We start from the raw sequence: 23,015 nt of genomic DNA, 5'->3' as shown, positions 1-23,015 counted from the left end.
TCGTTAGCGCGTGGGAATACGCGGTGATTGGGCCCCTTGCCCGGTCAGGCAAGGGGCAGAGGGTTACAGCGCGGCGATGACGGCCTGCTGCTCAACCAGCTTGGTTTTCGCTTCCGCGTAACCTTCCAGCTTTTCACGCTCTTTAGCAATGACCGCTTCCGGCGCGCGGGCGACAAAGCCTTCGTTGGAAAGCTTGCTTTCGATACGGCCAATTTCCGCTTCGACTTTCGCCACTTCTTTCGCCAGACGCGCCAGCTCGGCGTCCTTGTCGATAAGGCCGGCCATCGGGATCAGCAGCTCTGCGCCGTCGATGATCTTGGTGACGGAAACCGGACCTTTATCATCGGCAGCCAGCACGGTGATGCTTTCCAGGCGCGCCAGGTTCAGCAGGAAGCTGCGGTTGTCGTTTACGCGACGAATGGCGTCGTTGCTGCAACCGCGCAGCAGAAGCTCCAGCGGTTTGCCTGGGGCAATGTTCATTTCCGCGCGAATGTTACGCACGGCGATGATGGCCTGCTTCAGCCACTCGGTATCGGAAGCCGCGGCTTCATCAACCTGGGACGCATCGTACTGCGGGAACGGCTGCAGCATGATGGTATCGGCGGTTACGCCGCAAATGACCTTCACGCGCTGCCAGATGGTTTCGGTGATAAACGGAATGATCGGGTGCGCCAGGCGCAGCAGGCCTTCCAGCACGGTGACCAGCGTATGGCGGGTGCCGCGCAGCTCGGCCTCGCTGCCGCCGTTCATTACCGGCTTGGTCAGCTCCAGATACCAGTCGCAGAACTGGTTCCAGGTGAACTCGTACAGAATGCCCGCGGCGATATCGAAGCGGAAGTTATCCAGCGCTTCGCGGTACGCTTTGATGGTCTGGTTGAATTCAGCCAGGATCCAGCGATCGGCCAGAGAGAGCTCCATGGCGCCGCCGTTGAAGCCGCAGTCCTGATCTTCGGTATTCATCAGCACGAAGCGGCTGGCGTTCCACAGCTTGTTACAGAAGTTGCGGTAGCCTTCCAGGCGCTTCATGTCCCAGTTGATGTCGCGGCCGGTTGAGGCCAGCGCCGCCAGGGTGAAGCGCAGGGCGTCGGTACCGTGCGGCTCGATGCCGTCCGGGAACTGTTTTTCGGTGCGCTTAGCGATTTTTTCCGCCAGCTGCGGCTGCATCATGTTGCCGGTGCGTTTCTCCAGCAGGTCGGCCAGGGAAATACCGTCGACCATATCCAGCGGGTCAATGACGTTACCCTTGGATTTGGACATCTTCTGGCCTTCGTCATCGCGGATCAGGCCGGTCATGTAGACGGTCTTAAACGGAACCTGCGGCTTGCCGTTTTCATCTTTGATGAAGTGCATGGTCATCATGATCATGCGGGCAATCCAGAAGAAGATGATGTCGAAGCCGGAGACCATCACGCTGGTTGGGTGGAACTGACGCAGCGCGTCGGTGTTTTCCGGCCAGCCGAGGGTGGAGAAGGTCCACAGCGCGGAGGAGAACCAGGTATCGAGAACGTCGTCGTCCTGGCGCAGCGCGACGTCTGCGCTCAGGTTGTTTTCGCTGCGCACTTCTTCTTCGGTGCGGCCAACGTAGACGTTGCCTTCGTTGTCGTACCATGCCGGGATGCGGTGACCCCACCACAGCTGACGGGAGATACACCAGTCCTGAATATCGCGCATCCAGGAGAAATACATGTTTTCGTACTGCTTCGGCACGAACTGAATGTCGCCGTTCTCAACCGCTTCCACCGCCGGTTTTGCCAGCACGTCGGCACGAACGTACCACTGGTCGGTCAGCATCGGTTCGATAACCACGCCGCCGCGATCGCCGTACGGGACGGTCAGGTCGTGCGGTTTAATCTCTTCTAACAGGCCCAGCGCGTCGACGGCGGCAACCACCGCTTTACGCGCGGCAAAGCGTTCCAGATTCTGGAACTGAGCCGGGATCGCGTTAGGGTAGGCGTCAGATTCATTGCCTTTGGTGTCGTACACCTCCGCGGTTTCGCGGATATCGCCGTCAAAGGTCAGGATGTTGATCATCGGCAGGCCGTGACGTTTACCGACTTCGTAGTCGTTAAAGTCGTGCGCCGGGGTGATCTTCACGCAGCCGGTGCCCTTTTCCATATCGGCGTGTTCGTCGCCGACGATGGGAATGCGGCGGTCAACCAGCGGCAGAATAACGAATTTGCCGATCAGGTCCTTATAGCGCGGATCTTCCGGGTTAACCGCCACGCCGGTATCGCCGAGTACGGTTTCCGGACGGGTGGTGGCCACCACCAGGTAATCTTTGCCGTCGGCGGTTTTCGCGCCGTCGGCCAGCGGGTAGCGGATGTGCCACATGGAGCCTTTAGACTCGCGGTTTTCCACTTCGAGATCGGAAATCGCGGTGCGCAGCTTCGGATCCCAGTTGACCAGGCGCTTGCCGCGGTAGATCAGGTCCTCTTTGTACAGGCGGACAAAGACTTCCTTCACGGCGTTGGAGAGGCCTTCGTCCATGGTGAAGCGCTCGCGCTCCCAGTCCACGGAGTTGCCCAGGCGGCGCATCTGACGGGTAATGGTGCCGCCGGATTCCGCTTTCCACTGCCAGATTTTATCGATAAAGGCGTCGCGACCGTAATCGTGGCGGGTTTTACCTTCTTCGGCGGCAATCTTACGTTCAACCACCATCTGGGTTGCGATACCCGCATGGTCGGTACCGGCCTGCCACAGAGTATTTTTACCCTGCATGCGCTGGTAGCGAATCATGGTATCCATGATGGTTTGCTGGAAGGCATGACCCATATGCAAACTGCCGGTGACGTTCGGCGGTGGGATCATGATGCAGAAGCTCTCCTGGCTTTCATCACCATTCGGTTTGAAATAGCCCTGCTTTTCCCAGTGCTCGTAAAGCGGCTGTTCGATATCTTGTGGGTTGTATGTCTTTTCCATTATTTCCAGGTTGCCGTGTTCAGGTTGAAACCAGCCATGCGGTACGCTTTATAGCGTTCGCGCGCCAGTTGTTTCAAAGAGTCTTCGTAAGGGACAAAGTCTATCACTTCTGTGAAAGCGGTGGCAAAATCTGCAAAGTTTACCCGCAGACTGATCAGGATGTCCCGCGGGCTGCTGTTGCGCTTTTGCGGCCAGGCGACCTCCACCGGCGCGCCACCTCTGGGGCCTTCTCCCGCCAGATTATGCGGGACAAAACTCTCCGGTGGCCGCGTCCACAGCGCTTCGTCGAGGCGAACCGCCTGCTGCTCATCTTCACAGGCGATCAGCACACGCTTGCCGCTGCGCCAGCGCTCCGCGGCAATTTCACACACCAGCTGTTCGACGGCGCTTAAACCGTCCTGCTGCGCGTCGTTGTCCAGCAGATAAAAGGTTGCGTTCTTCATATCTCTACCCGTTGTCTTTCCCGTTGCCTCTTGGTTGGCCGCCTTTGGGCACCCCCGACCGCAGAGTGAACTATGCTGACGGAAGTGTGCGCCGCTCTGCCGCCGCGATGCAACTCGAAATCCATAGGGTACTGAATTCTAATTGCTCGAACTTACGGGCCGGATAAGCGTCGCGCCATCCGGCCTGCAAGATTACTCTTCGCCGGTAAAGCCGGCGCGGTTGAGCAGGAACTGCGACAGCAGCGCCACCGGACGACCGGTCGCGCCTTTGGCTTTACCCGAACGCCATGCGGTGCCGGCGATATCGAGGTGCGCCCAGTTGTACTTGCGGGCGAAGCGCGACAGGAAGCAGCCGGCGGTAATGGCTCCGCCCGGACGGCCGCCGATGTTGGCCATATCCGCGAAGTTGGACTCCAGCTGATCCTGGAACTCGTCGCCCAGCGGCAGACGCCACGCGCGGTCCCCCGCCAGCTCGGATGCGCCAATCAGCTCATGGGCCAGCGGATTGTGGTTCGACATCAGGCCGGTGATATGGTGGCCGAGGGCAATCACGCAGGCGCCGGTCAGCGTCGCCACGTCAATCACCGCTTCCGGTTCGAAGCGCTCAACGTAGGTCAGGACGTCGCAGAGCACCAGGCGGCCTTCGGCATCGGTATTCAGCACTTCGACCGTCTGGCCGGACATGGTGGTCAGGACGTCGCCCGGGCGATAGGCGCGACCGCCGGGCATGTTTTCACAGCCCGCCAGCACGCCGATGACGTTCAGCGGCAGCTGCAGCTCGGCCACCATACGCATCACGCCGTACACCGCCGCCGCGCCGCACATGTCGTACTTCATCTCGTCCATGCCTTCGGCAGGCTTGATGGAGATACCGCCGGAGTCGAAGGTCAGGCCTTTACCGACCAGTACGATCGGGCGGGCGTCTTCCGCCGGGTTGCCTTTGTACTCAATCACCGACATCAGCGATTCGTTCTGCGAACCGTTGCCGACCGCGAGGTAGGAGTTCATCCCCAGCTCGCGCATCTGCTGCTCGCCGATCACGCGGGTGACGACGTTTTTGCTGTAAGTATCCGCCAGCTGGCGCGCCTGCGAGGCCAGATAGGCCGCGTTGCAGATATTCGGCGGCATGTTGCCGAGATCTTTTGCTGCTTTGATCCCGGAGGCGATGGCCAGGCCGTGCTGGATTGCGCGCTCGCCGCTGGTCAGCTCGCGGCGGGTGGGCACGTTGAAGACCATTTTACGCAGCGGACGACGCGGTTCGCTTTTGTTGGTCTTCAGCTGATCGAAGCTGTACAGCGTCTCTTTCGCGGTCTCAACGGCCTGGCGAACTTTCCAGTAGTTGTTGCGCCCTTTGACGTGCAGCTCGGTCAGGAAACAGACTGCTTCCATCGACCCGGTATCATTCAGGGTATTAATGGTTTTTTGAATCACCTGCTTGTACTGGCGCTCATCCAGCTCGCGCTCTTTGCCACATCCAATCAGCAGAATGCGCTCTGACAGAATATTTGGCACATGGTGGAGCAGCAGCGTCTGGCCTGGCTTACCTTCCAGTTCACCGCGACGCAGCAGGGCGCTGATATAGCCGTCACTGATTTTATCGAGTTGTTCGGCAATGGGGGAGAGGCGACGCGGTTCGAAGACGCCGACCACGATACAGGCACTCCGCTGCTTCTCCGGGCTACCGCTTTTTACACTGAACTCCATGCACTACGCTCCTGAATCTTAAAGACAACGACGGTGGCTACGGATAGAATTGAAAGCTTTCGTAACTCATGTCCGCTGTTGTGGTGACTTCGTGTTAATCTTAACGTTATTACGGCCTTGGTTCGTCAGAAAAAAACCTGATACGCAGAACCGATGAGTCATTTAATCTTAGCGATGTTTTCGACGACCAAAGAGAATAAATGACGTTTAAGCCATGAAACAAGCAATTTTCCTGCAATAAGACGGGTTTTTACGGGCGTATTTATAGTGATAATCATAAGATATCTGGTTCGTGAGACGCTGAAAAGCCAGTTGGCGATCCTATTCATCCTGCTGCTCATTTTCTTTTGTCAGAAACTGGTCAGGATCCTCGGCGCTGCGGTAGATGGCGATATCCCGACAAATCTGGTGCTCTCGCTGTTAGGGCTGGGCATTCCGGAAATGGCGCAGCTGATCCTGCCCCTGAGCCTGTTCCTCGGGCTGCTGATGACGCTGGGCAAACTCTATACTGAAAGCGAAATCACGGTGATGCACGCCTGCGGCCTGAGCAAAGCGGTACTGGTGAAGGCGGCGATGATCCTCGCGCTGTTCACCGGCGCGGTCGCGGCGGTCAACGTGATGTGGGCGGGGCCGTGGTCGTCCCGGCATCAGGACGAAGTGCTGTCGGAAGCAAAAGCTAACCCCGGCATGGCCGCGCTGGCCCAGGGCCAGTTCCAGCAGGCCAGCGACGGTAGCGCGGTGCTGTTTATTGAAAGCGTTAACGGCAAGCGTTTCCAGGACGTATTCCTCGCGCAGCTGCGGCCGAAAGGCAACGCCCGTCCGTCGGTGGTGGTCGCCGATTCGGGCGAACTCTCGCAGCAGAAAGACGGCTCGCAGGTGGTGACCATGAATCAGGGTACCCGCTTTGAGGGTACCGCGATGCTGCGCGATTTCCGCATCACCGATTTCAAAAACTATCAGGCGATTGTCGGCCACCAGGCGGTGGCGTCGGATCCCGATGACACCGAACAGATGGATATGCGCACGCTGTGGCATACCCAGACCGATCGCGCTCGCGCCGAGCTGCACTGGCGCTTCACGCTGGTGGCGACCGTCTTTATCATGGCGCTGATGGTGGTTCCGCTGAGCGTCGTCAACCCGCGCCAGGGCCGCGTGCTGTCGATGCTGCCGGCAATGCTGCTTTACCTGGTCTTCTTCCTGCTGCAAACCTCGATTAAGTCGAACGGCGGCAAAGGTAAAATGGACCCGATGATCTGGATGTGGGGCATCAACCTGCTCTATTTCGCGCTGGCGGTGCTGTTGAACCTGTGGGATACGGTGCCAATGCGTCGCTTCCGTGCCCGTTTTAACAAAGGAGCGGCGTGATGCAGGCGTTTGGCGTACTTGACCGTTACATCGGTAAGACGATTTTCAACACCATCATGATGACGCTGTTCATGCTGGTTTCGCTGTCGGGCATTATCAAGTTTGTCGATCAGCTGAAAAAAGCCGGGCAGGGCAGCTACGACGCGCTGGGCGCCGGGCTCTATACCCTGCTCAGCGTGCCGAAAGACGTGCAGATATTCTTCCCGATGGCGGCGCTGCTCGGGGCGCTGCTTGGCCTCGGCGCGCTGGCACAGCGCAGCGAACTGGTGGTGATGCAGGCCTCAGGCTTCACCCGTCTGCAGGTGGCGCTGGCGGTAATGAAAACCGCTATCCCGCTGGTTCTGCTGACGATGGCGATGGGGGAATGGGTTGCGCCGCAGGGCGAGCAGATGGCGCGTAACTACCGCGCTCAGCAGATGTACGGCGGCTCGCTGCTTTCCACTCAGCAGGGCCTGTGGGCGAAAGACGGCCACAATTTTGTCTATATCGAACGGGTTAAAGGTAACGACGAGCTGGGCGGCGTGAGCATTTACGCCTTCAACGATGCGCGTCGTCTGCAGTCGGTCCGCTACGCCGCGTCGGCGAAATTTGATAGCGAGAATAAGGTCTGGCGCCTGTCGCAGGTCGATGAGTCCAACCTCACCGACCCGAAACAGATTACCGGTTCGCAGATGGTCAGCGGCACCTGGAATACCAAGCTGACGCCGGACAAGCTGGGCGTGGTGGCGCTGGATCCCGACGCGCTGTCGATTAGCGGCCTGCATAACTACGTCACCTATCTGAAGTCCAGCGGTCAGGACCCTGGCCGCTACCAGCTCAATATGTGGAGCAAGATCTTCCAGCCGCTGTCGGTAGCGGTAATGATGCTGATGGCGCTGTCGTTTATCTTTGGTCCGCTGCGCAGCGTGGCGATGGGCGTGAGGGTGGTGACGGGGATTAGCTTCGGCTTTATCTTCTACGTTCTGGACCAGATTTTCGGTCCGCTGACCCTGGTCTACGGCATTCCGCCGATCATCGGCGCGCTGCTGCCGAGCGCCAGCTTCTTCCTGATAAGCCTCTGGCTGATGATGAGAAAAAGCTAGCGCACTTCCCCCTCTCCGGCGCGGAGAGGGGGCACTAACCTACCGTTTTCGCCCGCCGAGCAAGCTTCCCAGCATCCCCCTCACTATCTGATTCGTCACCTGACGCACCGCGCTTTTGGCCGCCGTTTGCACAATACCGTCGCGCTTGCCGCCGCGCGGGCCGGTGGTGCCAAACAGAATATCCTTCAGGCCGCCGAGCAGGCCGTCGTCGGCGCTGCTCTGCTGGCCGCTGGCCGGCGGCGCATCCTGCTGCTCGGTGGTGGCCTGTACCCCTTTTTGCAGCATTTCAAACGCCGACTCGCGATCGACCTCCTCCTCGTATTTTCCGTACAGCGCGGAGTGGTTAATCAGCCCGTTACGCTCGTCGTCCGTCACCGGCCCCATCCGCGAGCAGGGGGCGATAACCATCGCGCGCTCTACCACCGAAGGGCTGCCTTTTTCGTCGAGGAAGGAAACCAGCGCCTCGCCGGTGCCCAGCTCCTGAATCGCCTGTTCGGTACTGAACGCCGGATTGGCGCGCATGGTTTGCGCCGCCGTTTTTACCGCCTTCTGATCCTTTGGCGTGAAGGCGCGCAGGGCGTGCTGCACCCGGTTACCCAGCTGGCCGAGCACCGCGTCGGGGATATCCGCCGGGTTTTGCGAAACGAAGTAAACCCCCACAGCCTTGGAGCGAATAAGGCGGATAACCTGTTCAATTTTATCGAGTAAAACCTGCGGCGCGTCGTTAAACAGCAGGTGCGCCTCGTCGAAGAAAAAGACCAGCTTCGGTTTGTCCAGATCGCCGGCTTCCGGCAGGCGCTCGTAGAGCTCCGAGAGCATCCACAGCAGGCTGGCCGCGTACAGCTTCGGCATCTGATACAGCTTTTCAGCGCTGAGGATATTAATCACCCCTTTGCCGCTGGCATCAACGCGCATCCAGTCCGCGATATCCAGCATCGGCTCGCCGAAGAAGTGCTCCGCCCCCTGCTGCTCAAGCGTCAGCAGGCCGCGCTGGATAGCTCCCACCGAGGCGCTGCTGATGTTGCCGTACTGGTTCTGGAAGCTTTTCGCGTTATCGCCGATGTACTGGGTAATGGCGCGCAGATCTTTAAAGTCGAGCAGCAGCAGGCCGCGGTCGTCGGCGATGCGGAAAATGATATTCAGCACCCCGGACTGGACCTCGTTGAGGTTCAGCAGGCGCGCCAGCAGCAGCGGGCCGAGGTCGGAGACCGTGGCGCGAAGCGGGTGGCCTTTCTCGCCGAAAATATCCCACACTACCACCGGGTTAGCGTGCGGCTGCCAGTCGCTGACGCCGATTTTTTCCAGCCGCGCCTGCAGCTTTTCGCTGCTCTGGCCCGCCTCGGCGATACCGGTGAGGTCACCCTTCACGTCGGCCATAAATACCGGCACGCCGATTTCGGAAAAGGACTCCGCCAGCTTCTGCAGCGTGACGGTTTTACCGGTCCCGGTAGCCCCGGTGATCAGGCCGTGACGGTTGGCCATTCCGGGGAGTAGATGCAGCTGTTTTTCCAGCGTACGCGCAATCAGCAGGGGTGAGCTCATGGTCGATTCCTCCATTTATCCTGCGTCGATTATAGGCAACCTGGCCGCAAAAAGACGCAGGGAATCGCCACTTTAGGGCGGAGTCGGCGTTTATTTTCTTCAGGCGCAGCGCTGCTGGATCAGCGCGATGCTCTGCTCAACCTCACGACGGATATCCTCTTCACGCCAGTTTGCCAGCTCCGGGGCAAACGGCTCGAAGGCGTAAACGCCCCGATAGCCGCGCGCCTCGAGGTTTTTGACCTGCTCGCAGGTCTGCAGTCTGTCGCGCGGCGTCAGCATGATGCGCTCATCGTCGGTGAGCTCCTCGCGCGGGCGGGTATCCTCGACGCCGGAGAGGTGGACCAGGCCGATAGCGTCGATCTCCAGCTGGCTAAACTCCTCATCCGCCTGCGGGTAGAGATGGTGGTGGAAGGTATCGATCAGCAGCTTAAACGGCACGCGGGCATCGTGAATAAGCGTTTGCGCCTGCGCCGCCGAGCGCAGCGAGCTTTGCGGAAAGCCCAGCGGCTCAACCAGCCCGTTGATGCCGTAAAAAGAGAACAGCGGCGCCAGCTCGCGAAGCGCGCTCAGCGTCTCGTCGGTGGAGACCGCGCGGCCGTCGTTGAGCGGGCAGAGCACCAGCGACTTCGCGCCAACGGCCTGCGCCTCCTTCAGCAGGGATTCGGTCAGGCTGCGTACCTCCGGCGTACGGCAGTTGAAGGGATAAACCGCATTGATGGTCAGAATCTCAATATGGTAGCGCTCGGCCAGTTCGCGCACCTGGCGGGCGCTGAGGTCGTCCGTCACCTTTGCGCCGGGGAGATCGTTGCGCAGCTCGACCTTGTTCAGCCCGAGGCTGTTCACCAGGCGAAAGAAGGACTCGATATTCAGCGAAGGGGCGATCTTGCGATTAATGCAGAAGCGGTGCTGGGCAATGGTCATTTTACTCTCCGGGAACAGGATGAAGTGGCTTCGTTCGATTACCCTCTAGTCAAAACGTTTATTCCAAAATTGGCAATGCGTGAAATAGTGATTGTTTGAGCCGCCTCGCAAAATAGCGTGCGCAAAAGGGACGATACGTGCCGGGCCGAAGTGCCGCAGCGTCTGTTTCCGTGCGATCGCGCTTTCTTGCAGGAACAGAAGCGTTATTGCTGAAAATTGCGACCATCATCACCAAATTAGAATTTCATTTTATATCTGTGTTGAAATATAAATTTCATTTTACTACGGTTATAGCACAGCAAAATCGGAGATGGGCCGCAGCGTTGGCCTTCCACACCATGAGGCGAGAACATGACGATCACAGGAAACTTTATTGGCGGGCAGACCGTTACCAGCAGCAGCAATGAAACGATGCCGGTGTTTGACCCGGCGACGGGCAAAGTGGTGCGCGAAGTCACGCTCTCCACCGCCCAGGAGGTCTCTGACGCCATTCAGGTCGCGCGCGACGCGTTTGAAGGCTGGTCGCGTACTACGCCCCTGCGCCGTGCCCGGGTGCTGTTCAACTTTAAAATGCTGCTGGAACAACATGCCGAAGAGCTGGCGGGGATCATCGTGAGCGAGCACGGTAAAGTGTGGTCGGATGCGCTGGGCGAGCTGACCCGCGGCCTGGAAGTGGTTGAGTTTGCCTGCGGGATCCCGCACCTGATTAAAGGCGAGTATTCATCCGACGTCGGTACCGGCGTCGACAGCTACTCCCTGATGCAGCCGCTGGGCGTGGTGGCGGGGATTACGCCGTTTAACTTCCCGGCAATGGTGCCGATGTGGATGTTCCCGCTGGCGCTGGCCTGCGGCAACAGCTTTATCCTCAAGCCGCCTGCGCTGGCGCCTACCGCGGCGGTACGTCTTGCGGAGCTGCTCAAAGAGGCGGGCCTGCCGGATGGCGTCTTTAACGTGATCCATTGCAGCAACGAAGATGCCGGGCAGCTTTACACCGACCCGCGCATTGCGGCGGTCAGCTTTGTCGGCTCCTCCGGCGTGGCGGAGTATATCTACAAAACCGCCAGCGCTCACGGCAAGCGCGTGCAGGCCTTCGGCGCGGCGAAAAACCATGCGATCGTCATGCCGGATGCGGACCTCGATGCCACGGTGAACGCGATTATGGGCGGCGCGTTTGGGTCGGCGGGAGAACGCTGCATGGCGCTGCCGGTGGTGGTTGCCGTCGGCGATGAAACCGCGGACAAGCTGATTGCCCGCCTCCAGCCGCTGGTGCAGGCGCTGAAGGTCGGCCCTGGCTGCATGCGCGGTAAAGAAGAGAACGAAATGGGCCCGGTAGTTTCCGACAGCCATCAGAAAAAAGTGCTGGGCTATATTGATAAGGGCGTCAGCGAAGGCGCGACGCTGGTCGTCGACGGCCGTAAGCCGCGGGTGCCTGGTTACGATGAGGGTTACTATGTTGGCGGGACGCTGTTTGATAACGTGACGCCGGAGATGACTATCTGGCGGGAAGAGATTTTCGGGCCGGTGCTGGGGATTGTGCGCGTCGCCGACTATCACAGCGCGCTGGAGCTGGTGAACAGCCACGAGTTTGGCAACGGCAGCGCCGTCTTTACCAGCAGCGGCCACACCGCGCGTGAATTCGTCCATGACGTGCAGGCCGGGATGGTCGGGGTCAACGTGCCGGTGCCGGTACCGATGGCGTTCCACAGCTTTGGCGGCTGGAAGCGCTCGGTCTTCGGCGCCCTGAACGTCCACGGGCCGGACGGCGTGCGTTTCTACACGCGCATGAAAACCGCCACCGTCCGCTGGCCGGAAGGGCAGCAAACCGTATCTGAATTCAGCATGCCGACGTTAGGCTAATCGGCGAAGGAGAGCGCCATGTCGTTACTGGCTAAATCGCAAAAAGAGGGGCAGATCCAGCACATTACGCCGCAAAGCGCCGGCTGGCGCTATATCGGCTTTGACGTCTGGATGCTGAAAAAGGGGCAGAGCGTGACGCTGGAAAGCGGCGAACGCGAGCTGTGCCTGGTGCTGGTTGCCGGGCTTGCTTCGGTCAAAACGACGAAGGCCGACTTCCCGGACCTCGGGCAGCGGATGTCGCCGTTTGAGCGCACGCCGCCGTGGTCGGTCTACGTGCCGCCGCAGGATAAAGTCGAGGTTACCGCCGATTCCGATCTCGAGCTGGCGGTCTGCAGCGCGCCGGGTAAGGGGAGCTTCCCGGCGCGGGTGATTCGCCCGCAGGAGGTTGGCGTTGAGCATCGCGGCAAAGGGCGCAACCAGCGCCGGGTGCATAATATTCTGCCGGACAGCGCGCAGGCTGACTGCCTGCTGGTGGTCGAGGTCTACACCGATGAGGGGGCCACCAGCTCGTGGCCGTCGCACAAGCACGATACCGCGCTTCCGGGCCGCGAGACCCAGCTGGAGGAGACCTACTATCACCGCTTCGACCCGCCGCAGGGCTTTGCCTTCCAGCGCGTCTATACCGATGACCGCAGCCTGGACGCCTGCATGGCGCCCTACAACCACGACGTGGTGATGGTGCCGCGCGGCTATCATCCGGTGGCGGCGATTGCCGGCTATGACAGCTACTATCTGAACGTGATGGCCGGGCCGGATCGCCGGTGGCTGTTTAGCTGGGAAGAGGATCACGCGTGGATCAATAGCCCCGACTATCCTCGCCACGACTGATACGCCATCAACGCGACGCAGGGCCGGTTAGATTTGCTAACCGGCCTTTTTTGTTGCCTGAGCGTTCCCGGTCGCGCGACCCGGGCCGACAACGGGCCGTCGGGGCGGGCGGGGCGAATTTGCACAACGTCGCCTGACTGGACGGGATGACAAGGCGTGCGGCGCCAGCCCGGATAAGGCGCCGACGCCGCCATCCGGGGAGAAGAGAGAACGTTTGGTCGTGGTCGCCCGGACGGGCGAGCGCGCCGCCTCCGGGGAGGCGGCGCCTCAGGCCTGCTGCTGGGCCTGCGGATCTTTACTGCTGTTGAGGGCCAGCGAAACCGCCAGCGTCTGGGCGAGACAGAGCGAAGCCACCTGCGAGCGGAACCCGTCAACCTGGGCCTCGCGCACCACGAAGCAGACGTCGCTGAAGGCCGCGAGCGGGCTAACCTGGCTGTCGGTGATGGCAATCTGCCGCGCCTTGCGCTGAGCGCCGAGCTCAACCAGCTCAACCACCTCGCGGGCGTAAGGCGAGAAGCTGACCGCCACCACCACGTCTTTCGGGCCGACCAGGCTCAGCTGTTCGGTAAACATGCCGCCGAGTCCGTCGATCAGGAAGGCCTTGCGGTCAAGGTGGCGCAGGGCGTAGGTCAGATAGGAGGCGACGCTAAACGAGCGGCGCAGGCCGATAACGTAGATATTCTCCGCTTCCGCCAGCAGGGCTACCGCGCGCTCAAGATCGTCGCCCGAGGTCTGCATGGCAAGCTGCTGCAGCGCCTGGGTGTTGACCATGGTAAACATATTGAGAATTTCGGTCGGCGTTTCCGGCGGCGAGCTCTCATCGCTGGTGGTCTGGCGGAACAGGCGCGCGCGCTCGGTATAGTTGGCGGTCTCTTCCATCAGATGCTGTCTGAACATCTGCTTCATTTCGTTAAAGCCGCTGAAGCCAAAAGCATTAGCGAAACGAATCAGGGTGGATGGCGGAACGTCGGCCTGCTGGGCAATAGAGGCTACGGTATCGAAAGCCACGCTATTGCTGTTATCCAGAATATAGCGCGCCACCTGTTTTAAGCGTTTGCTTAACGTCTCGTAGCGACGCCTGATCTCATCCTGCAGGATGGTAAGTTGGGTTGGATTATTGGCCATAAATTGCGCTCTGATGAAATGAAAGAAATATAACTTCCAGTGTACCAAATGAAGCGAATTTTTCATTTTTTGCGATGAAATACGCGATTCATTTCACGAAGAAAGCGAAAAAGCCCGCACCGGAGGGGGAAGGTGCGGGCTGAACAGGATTAGCCGCGGGCTTCGCGCCAGTAGCCGATAAGCGCCAGGTAGTTGCGTTTCACCTCATCGATCAGCGCCTCATCGCTAAGCTCGCCCTGCATCCAGCGGCGTGAAGGCTGACCAAAGATGGTACGCCCGACGGCAAAGCCTTTGATGATAGGGTGGTTCGCGGCCTCGGCGAATCCGGCGCGCAGGCGATCGGGCGGCGCGTCGAGGCCAAGGATCAGGATCCCGCGGCACAGGCTATCTTCGCGTTCGATCAGCGCGGCGATCTTCTCCCAGTTCGCGCTGGAGAGCGGCGGCAGTTTCCACCAGTCGGGCTGGATACCGAGCCGGTAAAAATGTTCCAGCATGGCGTAATAGTGGCGCTCGTCCTTATCCGGACCGCTTTCCGGCAGGATCACTTCCAGCAGCAGCTCGTGCCCGGACTTATTGCAGGCCTGCCAGACCTCCAGCAGCAGCGCATCCTGCTCGGCGCGCAGCGCCGCCGGGTCGGCCGGATGATAGAAGACCAGGCACTTAACCACCTGTTCCAGCGGCCAGTCGATCAGCTGGGAGCCGATATTACCGTGCTCAAGACGCAGCGGGCGAGAGCCCGGCAGCTCGATTGGCCGCCCGATCCACCAGCCTTTGCCGGTAATGGCGTTCAGCGCGCGCTGGCCGTAGGTGCCATCGGCGAGGATACCGCTGCGCCGATCGAGCCCGGCCTCCTGCGCCGCCGCTTCGGCGGCGGCCAGCAGCAGCAGCTTGAGCTGCGGGATGCAGGCCGTGTCGCGACCGGTTTCCTGCACCAGCTCCGCCAGCTGCTTGCGGTGGTCAAAGGCGAAGATGCACAGCTCAGGCCACTGCTGGCGGCGGCTGGTCACCCGATGGAGATGGTTCAGGCGCGCGTCGAGGTCCGGGCGCGGGACCGATTCCGCGCGCAGCAGATAGTCATCCAGCTCCACTTTCGTCGGCATCGCCGGCGCGCAGCCGTGGCGAGAGACCACCAGCGCCCCGCAGGCGTTAGCGTAGCGGCAGGCCTGCTCCCAGCCCTCATCGTTCAGCCAGCCGCGCAGCAGGCCGGACATAAAGGCATCGCCGGCGCCCAGTACGTTGAGCACCTCCACCCGCACGCCCTGCTGCAGCGGCACGCTGTCCCAGCCGTCGGGGATCTCGCCTTCCAGCACCACGCAGCCCATCGGGCCGCGCTTGCACACCAGGGTGGCTTTGGTGGCGTGGCGGACGTTTTTCAGCGCCGTCAGCGTATCGGTGCTGCCGCCGGCAATATGAAACTCTTCTTCTGTACCGACCACTAAATCGAACAGATGTAGCACTTCCTGCAGCTGACGGGTGACGGAACCGGAAGCAATGAAACGCGTTTCACCGTCGCCGGGCGAGGTTAATCCCCAAAGAACCGGGCGATAGTCGATATCCAGCGCCGTCCGCAGGCCGTGGCGGCGGGCGTACTCCAGCGCTTTCAGCACCGCTGCGCGGGTGTTGGCATGCGAAAGGTGCGTACCGGTGATCGCCAGCGCCCGGGAGGAGGCGATGTACTCTTCCTTAATATCTTCCGGCGTCAGCGCCATATCGGCGCAGTTGTCGCGGTAAAAAATGAGCGGGAAGGTTTCCTGATCTTTAATCCCCAGCATCACCAGCGCGGTAAGGCGCTGCTGGTCGGTTATCAGGTATTCGGTATCGACCCCGGCACGGCTTAGCGTTTCCCGTAAAAAGCGGCCATTGTGCTCATCACCCACGCGGGCAAGCATTGCCGATTTTAATCCCTGAATGGCGGTGCCAAAGGCCACGTTGCCCGAGGAGCCGCCCAGATATTTAGAGAAACTGGCGACATCTTCCAGCCTTGCGCCAATCTGCTGGGCATAGAGGTCGACAGCCACCCGGCCAATACAGATGACGTCGAGCCGCTTTACTGCTGCATTCATAGCTAGGGTTTCCTTTTGCATGTCTGCTGTACGGAAGGGTCGATATCGACGAGGTCTCCACAAACAGCCTGAGAGTGAACGATTCCCCTTAGTTTGAGAAATAAATATTTCATTTGCAAATTGGATCGAAATTAAAAAACCAAAAGTGTGAGGGATCTACCACTCTGCGGCGCCGGGCACCATTATACAAAGGTTTGCCGGTGCCGGCTGCTCTTGCATGAAAAAGGGTGAGTAATAAGCATCTTTATACCTGATTTTTAAAAGGATATTTGCCTGTGGCACGACGTGGAATGGGAGGCGGGTTGCGCGCCGATGTCGATGAAACGAGTGAAATGCGCCGAGAGTTTGATCCTTCTCGCAAAATGAAATGTTTTTTCTGTATTTATGTTTAATGAAAAAAATGTTTGCCTATAATCCAACAGTATTCCAGTGGCCGTTAACGATTTCCCTCTACCTCTTCCGGTATCGCCGCAGGGGCAAAAGCGCTAACCCACACACAAATACTGAACAATAAGGATTGTGCAACATGGGCAAACTGAGACTGACAATGGCGCAGGCGCTGGTGAAGTTCCTTGATAACCAGTATCTGGAAGTCGATGGCGAAGAGCATAAATTCGTCAAAGGTATTTTTGCCATCTTCGGCCACGGCAACGTGCTGGGGCTGGGCCAGGCGCTGGAGCAGGACAGCGGCGAAATGCGGGTATTCCAGGGGCGTAACGAGCAGGGGATGGCGCACGCGGCGACCGGCTTTGCCAGACAGTCTCTGCGCCGGCAGATCATCGCCTGCACCTCCTCCGTGGGGCCGGGTGCCGCCAACATGATTACCGCCGCGGCCACCGCGACCGCCAACCGTATTCCTCTGCTGCTGCTGCCCGGCGACGTCTTTGCGACCCGTCAGCCCGACCCCGTCCTGCAGCAGGTTGAACAGAGCTATGACCTGAGCATCAGCACCAACGACGCGTTTCGCGCGGTGAGCAAATACTGGGACCGTATTACGCGCCCGGAGCAGCTGATGAGCGCCTGTATTAACGCGATGCGCGTTCTGACCGACCCGGCAGAGACCGGCGCCGTGACCCTCTGTCTGCCGCAGGACGTTCAGGGCGAAGCCTGGGATTATCCGCTCTCTTTCTTTGCCCGACGCGTGCATCGGCTCGATCGTCGCCCGGCCAGCGCCGCGCAGCTGGCGGACGCGCTGGCGGCGATTAAGGCCAGCCGCAAGCCGCTGATTATCTGCGGCGGCGGGGTGAAGTACGCCGGTGCCGGCGAGGCGCTGTCCCGCTTTGCCGAACGCTACGGCATCCCCTTTGCGGAAACGCAGGCCGGGAAAGGCTCGGTGGTCTCCTCCCATCCGCTGAACGTTGGCGGGGTGGGCGAAACCGGCTGCCTGGCGGCCAACCTGCTGGCGAAAGAGGCCGACTTAGTGATCGGTGTCGGCACCCGCTTCAGCGATTTCACCACCGCCTCAAAATGGCTTTTCCAGCATCCCGGCGTGCGCTTCCTCAACGTCAACGTCAGCAATTTTGACGCCTGGAAGCTGGACGGGATCCCGCTGCTGGCCGATGCCCGCGAAGCGCTCACCGCGCTGGACGACGCGCTGGCGGGAGAGTCCTGGCAGGCGGAATGGGGAGCGCAGATCGACAGCGTTCAGAGCCGCCAGCTGAAAGAGACCCAGCGCGTCTATCAGGCGGTATGGCAGGAGGAGTCCTTCGTCCCGGAAATTGACGACCGCCTGGATCGCGATGCGGTGTACCGCGAATTCCGCCAGATCACGGATTCAACCTTAACGCAGTGCAGCGTGCTGGGCGTGCTGAACGAAACGCTGGCCTCCGACGCGGTGATCGTGGCGGCGGCGGGCAGCCTGCCCGGCGATCTGCAGCGCGTCTGGCGCAACCGGGCGACCAACACCTATCACGTTGAGTACGGCTACTCCTGCATGGGCTACGAGGTGAATGCCGCGCTGGGCGTGAAGCTGGCGCAGCCGCAAAGCGAGGTCTATTCGCTGGTGGGCGACGGCTCATTCATGATGCTGCACTCCGAGCTGGTCACCTCTTTACAGGAGCGCGCCAAGATCAACATCGTGCTGCTCGATAACATGGCCAACGGCTGTATTAACAACCTGCAGATCGAGCACGGTATGGACAGCTTCGGCACCGAGTTCCGCTACCGCTCGGCGGAGAGCGGGCGGCTGCAGGGCGGCCTGGTGCCGGTCGATTTCGCGACCATCGCCGCGGGCTACGGCTGCAAAACCTGGCGCGTCACCACCCTTGATGAACTGCGCCAGGCGCTGGACGCCGCGCGTCGCGAAACGGTCAGCACGCTGATTGATATTAAAGTGCTGCCGAAAACCATGGTGCATAAGTACGGCAGCTGGTGGAACGTCGGCGTGGCCCAGACGGCGCTGTCCGAGCGGATCCGCAAAGTCGCAGAGCAGATTAATGAAAAACGCGCCGAGGCGCGGGATTACTAAAACAGAACACTTACCCTGAACCCTACAGAACCGCGGGAGAACACTATTATGTCACTCAGATTAGGCGTCATCGGCGCAGGCGCCATTGGTAAAGAGCATATCCGTCGCTGCACGCAGGTATTACAGGGGGCCACGGTGGTGGCCGTTTCGGACATCAATGCCGACAACGCGCGGGCGGCGGTTGCGCTGCCCGGCGTTCACGCTGAAGTCTACGCCGACGGCCACGACGTGATTAACGCCAGCGACGTTGACGCTATCCTGGTGACCTCATGGGACCCGACCCACGAAGAGTACACCCTCGCGGCGATTGCCGCCGGCAAGCCGGTATTTTGCGAAAAGCCGCTGGCGATGAGCGCCGAAGGCTGCCGCCGCATTGTCGATGCCGAAATAAAAGCCGGCCGCAGGCTGGTACAGGTCGGCTTTATGCGTCCGTACGATGAAGGCTACCTGGCGCTGAAAAAAGTAATTGATGACGGCGACATTGGCGCGCCGCTGATGCTGAAGTGCGCGCACCGCAACCAGAGCGTCGGCGAGAACTACACCACCGATATGGCGATCACCAACACCCTGATCCACGAGCTGGACGTGCTGCGCTGGCTGCTGAACGATGACTATCGCTCGGTGCAGGTTCGCTTCCCGCGCGCCACTTCCCACACCCACGCCCGGCTGAGAGATCCGCAGATCGTCTCGTTTGAAACCAAAAAAGGCGCCCTGATCGACGTCGAGGTTTTCGTCAACTGCCAGTACGGCTATGACATTCAGTGCGAAGTGGTGGGCGAAACCGGGATTGCGCGCCTGCCGGAACCCTCGGCGGTGCAGATGCGCAAGGCGGCGAACCTCTCAACCCCGATCCTCACCGACTGGAAAGACCGCTTTATCAAAGCCTACGATGTCGAGCTGCAGGCCTTTATCAACGACGTGCAGGCCGGCAGGCTGCAGGGCCCGTCGGCGTGGGATGGCTATGCCGCCTCCGTCGCCGCCGACGCCTGCCTGCAGGCGCAGGAAAGCACCGGGCCGGTCGCGGTCGCGCTGCCGGAGTGCCCGGCTTTCTATCAGCGCTAAGCGCGGCCGCGTCTGCGCAACCTCTGCAAACAGGACTCGACGATGAAAATTGCCTTTGATGTGGATGTGATTAAAGACCTCGGGATTAGCGGGATGGTGCATCAGGTAGCGGAGTGGGGCTACCGCTATATTGAGCAGTCGCCGCACCCGCAGATTAACCCGTTCTATAAGCACCCGCGCGCCGGTCGCGAAGTGATTGCCGAGTACAGGCAGGCGCTGCGCGACACCGGCGTTGAGCTCTCTTCATTTATCTGCGTCTATCGCTGGTCGGGTCCGGATGAAGCGCGTCGCCAGGCGGCGGTAAAAAACTGGAAGCGGCTGATCGAAGTCGCGGTGGAGATGGGCGTCCAGGTGATCAACACCGAGTTCTCCGGCGATCCCAACCAGCCGGAGATCTGCGAAGAGATGTTCTATCGCTCGATGGAGGAGCTGCTGCCGATCTTTGAGCGCGAAGGCATTCGCGTCGAGATCCAGGCCCATCCGTGGGACTTCTGCGAAGAGAACAACGAAACCGTCGATATCGTGAAGTCGTTCCGCAGCGACAACGTGAAGTACGTGTACAGCGTGCCGCACACCTTCTTTTATGACAAAGGGAAAGGCGACGTGGAGAAGATGCTGCGCTACGCCGGCGACGATCTCTCCCACGTGCTGATCGCCGATACCCGCAACCATACCAGGCACTGCCGTTACATCGTTAACCCGCCGGGCGTTGATGCCGCCGTGCACCAGCACGTGGGCGTCGGCGAAGGGGACGTAGATTTCAACGCGCTGTTCCGCACGCTGCGCGAGATGAAATTTGCCGAACGGACGTTCAAAGTCGGCGGCGAGCCGATTGTGGCCGCCTCCCTGTTCGGCTACCCGGAGAAGATGAAGTACCAGGCAGTGGAAACCCGTGAACTCATCGAACGTGAATTGCTGCGTCGTTAAGGCGCGGCGGCAGGAGCAACCTAATGAACAAAGATAATATCAAACTCGCTATCGCCCCGATCGGCTGGACTAACGACGACATGCCGGAGCTGGGCGGCGAAAATACCTTCCAGCAGATCGTCAGCGAAATGGCGCTGGCGGGCTTTAGCGGCAGCGAAGTCGGCAGTAAATATCCCCGCGATCCGGCGGTGCTGCAGCCGATGCTGGCGATCCGCGGTATCCAGATCTGCAACGCCTGGTTTAGCACCTTTTTTGCCGACGGGCAGCGCGAGAAAACCATTGATGAATTCGTTAACCATATGAATTTCCTCCATGCGATGGGGGCGAAGGTGATCGGCTGCTCCGAGCAGAGCGGCAGCATCCAGGGGCTGGACAAGCCGATTCTGGCCGACGCCAAGCCGTGCTTTAGCGAAGAGGAGTGGCAGCGGGTTGCCGAGGGCTACAACACCCTGGGGCGCCTGGCCGCGGAAAAAGGGATGCAGGTTTGCCTGCACCACCACATGGGAACCGGCGTTCAAACGACGGCAGAGATCGATAAGTTTATGTCGCTGGTGGATGACGGCGTCTTCCTGCTGTACGACACCGGCCACGCCTGGTACTCCGAAGGCGGCGAAGAGCCGATGCTGGCGATCCTCAAAAAATATCTGCCGCGTATCAACCACGTGCACCTGAAGGACGTGCGCCCGGCGGTGATTGAGCAGGTGCGCCGCGAGGGGCTTTCCTTCCTCGACGGCGTGAAGAAGGGCACCTTTACCGTGCCCGGCGACGGCACAATTGATTTCCGTCCGGTATTTAAGCTGCTGGATGATTTTGGCTACAAGGGCTGGATGGTGGTGGAAGCCGAGCAGGATCCTGCGCTGGCCAACCCCTTCGAATATGCGCTGAAGGCGCGGAAATATATTCGCGAAACGGCAGGAATTTAATCGTTGCTTCACTTCAGGCCATGCAGCAGCGTGGCCTGCTTTTTCCCGGCGCTGTGCGCTAATCAAATAAACACGTCAGTGAGGCCATCGCCTCTGCATTCAGACCAGAGCGGATCTCCCCCTACAAGGCAGGTTACTGGAGTCTTTTATGTCAAAGGAACAATATCTCACCCTCAACAGGGCCTCGGGGCCCAATAGCGACGCCCCGACCACGCCGTTTGTGAAGGTCGTTGCGCTGATAGCAACGCTCGGCGGTTTGCTGTTCGGCTACGATACCGGCGTTATCTCCGGCGCATTGCTGTTTATGGGCAATGAGCTGCATCTCACCCCGTTCACCACCGGCCTGGTGACCAGCTCGCTGCTGTTCGGTGCCGCGTTCGGCGCGCTGCTTTCCGGCTATATGGCCAGCGCGGCGGGTAGAAAGAAAATCATCCTCTGGCTGGCGGTTATCTTCGCCATTGGCGCCATCGGTACCGCGCTGGCGCCCGACGTGAGCTGGATGATTTTCTTTCGCCTGGTGCTCGGCGTGGCGGTTGGCGGCGCGGCGGCGACCGTGCCGGTCTATATCGCCGAAATGGCGCCGGCGAACAGGCGCGGTCAGCTGGTGACGCTGCAGGAGCTGATGATTGTCTCGGGCCAGCTGCTGGCCTATATCTCGAACGCGGGTTTCCACGCCGTGTGGGGCGGGGAGAGTACCTGGCGCTGGATGCTGGCGGTCGCCACGCTGCCCGCCGTGCTGCTGTGGTTTGGCATGATGTTTATGCCGGATTCGCCGCGCTGGTACGCGATGAAAGGGCGCCTGGCGGAAGCGCGCCGGGTTCTGGAGCGCACCCGCCGCAAAGAGGACGTCGAATGGGAGCTGATGGAGATTAGCGAAACCCTCGACGAGCAGCGCAGTCTCGGCAAGCCGCGGTTCCGCGAAATTATGACCCCGTGGCTGTTTAAGCTGTTTATGATTGGTATCGGTATTGCCGTTATTCAGCAGCTTACCGGCGTAAACACCATTATGTACTACGCGCCAACGGTGCTGACGTCGGTGGGGATGAGCGATAACGCCGCGCTGTTTGCCACCATCGCCAACGGGGTTGTGTCGGTATTGATGACCTTTGTCGGCATCTGGATGCTGGGTAAAATTGGCCGCCGGACGATGACCATGATCGGCCAGTTTGGCTGTACCGCCTGCCTGGTGTTTATCGGCGCGGTGAGCTATTTGCTGCCGGAAACCGTCAACGGCCAGCCGGACGCGCTGCGGGCCTATATGGTGCTGGTGGGCATGCTGCTGTTCCTCAGCTTCCAGCAGGGGGCGCTGTCGCCGGTGACCTGGCTGCTGCTGTCGGAGATTTTCCCCACCCGCCTGCGCGGGATCTTTATGGGCGGGGCGGTGTTCTCAATGTGGATCGCCAACTTCCTGATTTCGCTCTTCTTCCCGATACTGCTGTCGTGGATTGGCCTCTCCGGAACCTTCTTTATCTTCGCCGGGATCGGCGTGTTTGGCGCGCTGTTCGTCATTAAATGCGTGCCGGAAACCCGCAACCGCAGCCTCGAGCAGATTGAGCACTATCTGCAGGACCGGCTTGATACCAGCGAAGAGCGCAGGGCCGCGCGTAAGATGTGGGCCGAATCCCAGGCGGATAAGGCCTGAGTTAGCGTTAACCCAAGCATCCCGTCAGGCCCGGGCCTGGCGGGGAGACGGGGCTGCGGGCCCGCGCTCCTGCAGCCCTGTCGGACGCCACGCGCCACCTCGGGTATTTTCTCCTCTCGCGCCGCCCCTGCAAGAACGACGGCCG

16 protein-coding genes are annotated in these 23,015 nt (G+C 60.3%); 9 read left to right on the top strand and 7 right to left on the bottom strand.

Annotation, left to right across the window (positions count from 1 at the left end):
* Window positions 1-63 precede the first annotated feature (63 nt).
* From MMW58_RS25960 to pepA, 3 genes are all read right to left on the bottom strand, one after another.
* The gene (locus tag MMW58_RS25960) at window positions 64-2,919 is read right to left on the bottom strand and encodes a valine--tRNA ligase (protein ID WP_241722407.1); all 2,856 of its coding nucleotides are present in this window, start codon (window positions 2,917-2,919) and stop codon (window positions 64-66) included.
* Window positions 2,919-3,362, bottom strand: coding sequence for a DNA polymerase III subunit chi (gene holC / locus MMW58_RS25955; protein ID WP_041143792.1), 444 nt, complete (start codon window positions 3,360-3,362; stop codon window positions 2,919-2,921). Before holC ends, MMW58_RS25960 begins: the two co-directional genes overlap by 1 nt.
* A gap of 192 nt (window positions 3,363-3,554) precedes the next feature.
* Window positions 3,555-5,066, bottom strand: a complete 1,512-nt coding sequence (gene pepA, locus MMW58_RS25950; protein WP_123709847.1) for a leucyl aminopeptidase — start codon at window positions 5,064-5,066, stop codon at window positions 3,555-3,557.
* 267 nt (window positions 5,067-5,333) lie between these two features.
* Between pepA and lptF the strand changes: the two genes are divergently transcribed.
* Window positions 5,334-6,431 (top strand): LPS export ABC transporter permease LptF, encoded by a 1,098-nt coding sequence (gene lptF, locus MMW58_RS25945; protein WP_133601043.1) that lies wholly within the window; start codon window positions 5,334-5,336, stop codon window positions 6,429-6,431.
* Entirely contained in the window at window positions 6,431-7,513 is a 1,083-nt protein-coding gene (gene lptG / locus MMW58_RS25940; protein WP_095104269.1) for an LPS export ABC transporter permease LptG, read from the top strand. The genes lptF and lptG overlap by 1 nt, the downstream gene beginning before the upstream one ends.
* A 39-nt stretch (window positions 7,514-7,552) precedes the next feature.
* Here lptG and MMW58_RS25935 read toward each other — a convergent pair whose 3' ends face one another.
* Together MMW58_RS25935 and MMW58_RS25930 are read right to left on the bottom strand one after the other, a co-directional pair.
* The gene (locus tag MMW58_RS25935) at window positions 7,553-9,055 is read right to left on the bottom strand and encodes a helicase HerA-like C-terminal domain-containing protein (RefSeq protein ID WP_241722406.1); all 1,503 of its coding nucleotides are present in this window, start codon (window positions 9,053-9,055) and stop codon (window positions 7,553-7,555) included.
* A gap of 99 nt (window positions 9,056-9,154) precedes the next feature.
* Entirely contained in the window at window positions 9,155-9,976 is an 822-nt protein-coding gene (locus tag MMW58_RS25930; protein ID WP_241722405.1) for a TIM barrel protein, read from the bottom strand.
* A gap of 351 nt (window positions 9,977-10,327) precedes the next feature.
* Here MMW58_RS25930 and MMW58_RS25925 point away from each other — a divergent pair, with 351 nt between their 5' ends.
* Complete coding sequence (locus MMW58_RS25925) at window positions 10,328-11,833, top strand: CoA-acylating methylmalonate-semialdehyde dehydrogenase (protein ID WP_045853283.1); 1,506 nt, start codon at window positions 10,328-10,330, stop codon at window positions 11,831-11,833.
* Between the two features lie 18 nt (window positions 11,834-11,851).
* Window positions 11,852-12,661, top strand: coding sequence for a 5-deoxy-glucuronate isomerase (gene iolB, locus MMW58_RS25920; RefSeq protein ID WP_159237536.1), 810 nt, complete (start codon window positions 11,852-11,854; stop codon window positions 12,659-12,661).
* Between the two features lie 267 nt (window positions 12,662-12,928).
* Here the strand turns inward: iolB and MMW58_RS25915 are convergent, their stop codons facing one another.
* Window positions 12,929-13,786, bottom strand: coding sequence for a MurR/RpiR family transcriptional regulator (locus tag MMW58_RS25915; RefSeq protein WP_045853281.1), 858 nt, complete (start codon window positions 13,784-13,786; stop codon window positions 12,929-12,931).
* Window positions 13,787-13,935: 149 nt separating this feature from the next.
* Window positions 13,936-15,849, bottom strand: a complete 1,914-nt coding sequence (locus MMW58_RS25910; RefSeq protein ID WP_133601040.1) for a bifunctional 5-dehydro-2-deoxygluconokinase/5-dehydro-2-deoxyphosphogluconate aldolase — start codon at window positions 15,847-15,849, stop codon at window positions 13,936-13,938.
* 526 nt (window positions 15,850-16,375) lie between these two features.
* Here MMW58_RS25910 and iolD point away from each other — a divergent pair.
* The 5 genes from iolD to MMW58_RS25885 all read left to right on the top strand — a co-directional run bounded on the left by iolD (window position 16,376) and on the right by MMW58_RS25885 (window position 22,870).
* Window positions 16,376-18,316, top strand: a complete 1,941-nt coding sequence (gene iolD / locus MMW58_RS25905; protein ID WP_133601039.1) for a 3D-(3,5/4)-trihydroxycyclohexane-1,2-dione acylhydrolase (decyclizing) — start codon at window positions 16,376-16,378, stop codon at window positions 18,314-18,316.
* A gap of 48 nt (window positions 18,317-18,364) precedes the next feature.
* Complete coding sequence (iolG, locus tag MMW58_RS25900; protein ID WP_133601038.1) at window positions 18,365-19,378, top strand: bifunctional inositol 2-dehydrogenase/D-chiro-inositol 1-dehydrogenase; 1,014 nt, start codon at window positions 18,365-18,367, stop codon at window positions 19,376-19,378.
* Between the two features lie 42 nt (window positions 19,379-19,420).
* Complete coding sequence (locus tag MMW58_RS25895) at window positions 19,421-20,305, top strand: sugar phosphate isomerase/epimerase family protein (protein WP_045853277.1); 885 nt, start codon at window positions 19,421-19,423, stop codon at window positions 20,303-20,305.
* 23 nt (window positions 20,306-20,328) lie between these two features.
* Entirely contained in the window at window positions 20,329-21,228 is a 900-nt protein-coding gene (gene iolE, locus MMW58_RS25890; protein WP_045853276.1) for a myo-inosose-2 dehydratase, read from the top strand.
* Window positions 21,229-21,376: 148 nt separating this feature from the next.
* Entirely contained in the window at window positions 21,377-22,870 is a 1,494-nt protein-coding gene (locus MMW58_RS25885; RefSeq protein WP_159237959.1) for a sugar porter family MFS transporter, read from the top strand.
* The last annotated feature ends 145 nt before the right edge of the window (window positions 22,871-23,015 follow it).

It is taken from the genome of Klebsiella sp. HC6 (genome assembly GCF_022605325.1).
In the GTDB taxonomy this organism is placed as follows: Bacteria; Pseudomonadota; Gammaproteobacteria; order Enterobacterales; family Enterobacteriaceae; genus Klebsiella; species Klebsiella terrigena.
Note: the sequence above shows the minus strand (reverse complement) of the source record. Positions and strands in the feature narration are given on the sequence as shown.

What these genes read in the sequence shown, in the direction of transcription:
- MMW58_RS25960 (WP_241722407.1), bottom strand. Translation starts at nt 2,919, where the DNA reads ATGGAAAAGACATACAACCCACAAGATATCGAACAGCCGCTTTACGAG.
- holC (WP_041143792.1), bottom strand. Translation starts at nt 3,362, where the DNA reads ATGAAGAACGCAACCTTTTATCTGCTGGACAACGACGCGCAGCAGGAC.
- pepA (WP_123709847.1), bottom strand. Translation starts at nt 5,066, where the DNA reads ATGGAGTTCAGTGTAAAAAGCGGTAGCCCGGAGAAGCAGCGGAGTGCC.
- lptG (WP_095104269.1), top strand. Translation starts at nt 6,431, where the DNA reads ATGCAGGCGTTTGGCGTACTTGACCGTTACATCGGTAAGACGATTTTC.
- MMW58_RS25935 (WP_241722406.1), bottom strand. Translation starts at nt 9,055, where the DNA reads ATGAGCTCACCCCTGCTGATTGCGCGTACGCTGGAAAAACAGCTGCAT.
- MMW58_RS25930 (WP_241722405.1), bottom strand. Translation starts at nt 9,976, where the DNA reads ATGACCATTGCCCAGCACCGCTTCTGCATTAATCGCAAGATCGCCCCT.
- MMW58_RS25925 (WP_045853283.1), top strand. Translation starts at nt 10,328, where the DNA reads ATGACGATCACAGGAAACTTTATTGGCGGGCAGACCGTTACCAGCAGC.
- iolB (WP_159237536.1), top strand. Translation starts at nt 11,852, where the DNA reads ATGTCGTTACTGGCTAAATCGCAAAAAGAGGGGCAGATCCAGCACATT.
- MMW58_RS25915 (WP_045853281.1), bottom strand. Translation starts at nt 13,786, where the DNA reads ATGGCCAATAATCCAACCCAACTTACCATCCTGCAGGATGAGATCAGG.
- MMW58_RS25910 (WP_133601040.1), bottom strand. Translation starts at nt 15,849, where the DNA reads ATGAATGCAGCAGTAAAGCGGCTCGACGTCATCTGTATTGGCCGGGTG.
- iolD (WP_133601039.1), top strand. Translation starts at nt 16,376, where the DNA reads ATGGGCAAACTGAGACTGACAATGGCGCAGGCGCTGGTGAAGTTCCTT.
- iolG (WP_133601038.1), top strand. Translation starts at nt 18,365, where the DNA reads ATGTCACTCAGATTAGGCGTCATCGGCGCAGGCGCCATTGGTAAAGAG.
- MMW58_RS25895 (WP_045853277.1), top strand. Translation starts at nt 19,421, where the DNA reads ATGAAAATTGCCTTTGATGTGGATGTGATTAAAGACCTCGGGATTAGC.
- iolE (WP_045853276.1), top strand. Translation starts at nt 20,329, where the DNA reads ATGAACAAAGATAATATCAAACTCGCTATCGCCCCGATCGGCTGGACT.
- MMW58_RS25885 (WP_159237959.1), top strand. Translation starts at nt 21,377, where the DNA reads ATGTCAAAGGAACAATATCTCACCCTCAACAGGGCCTCGGGGCCCAAT.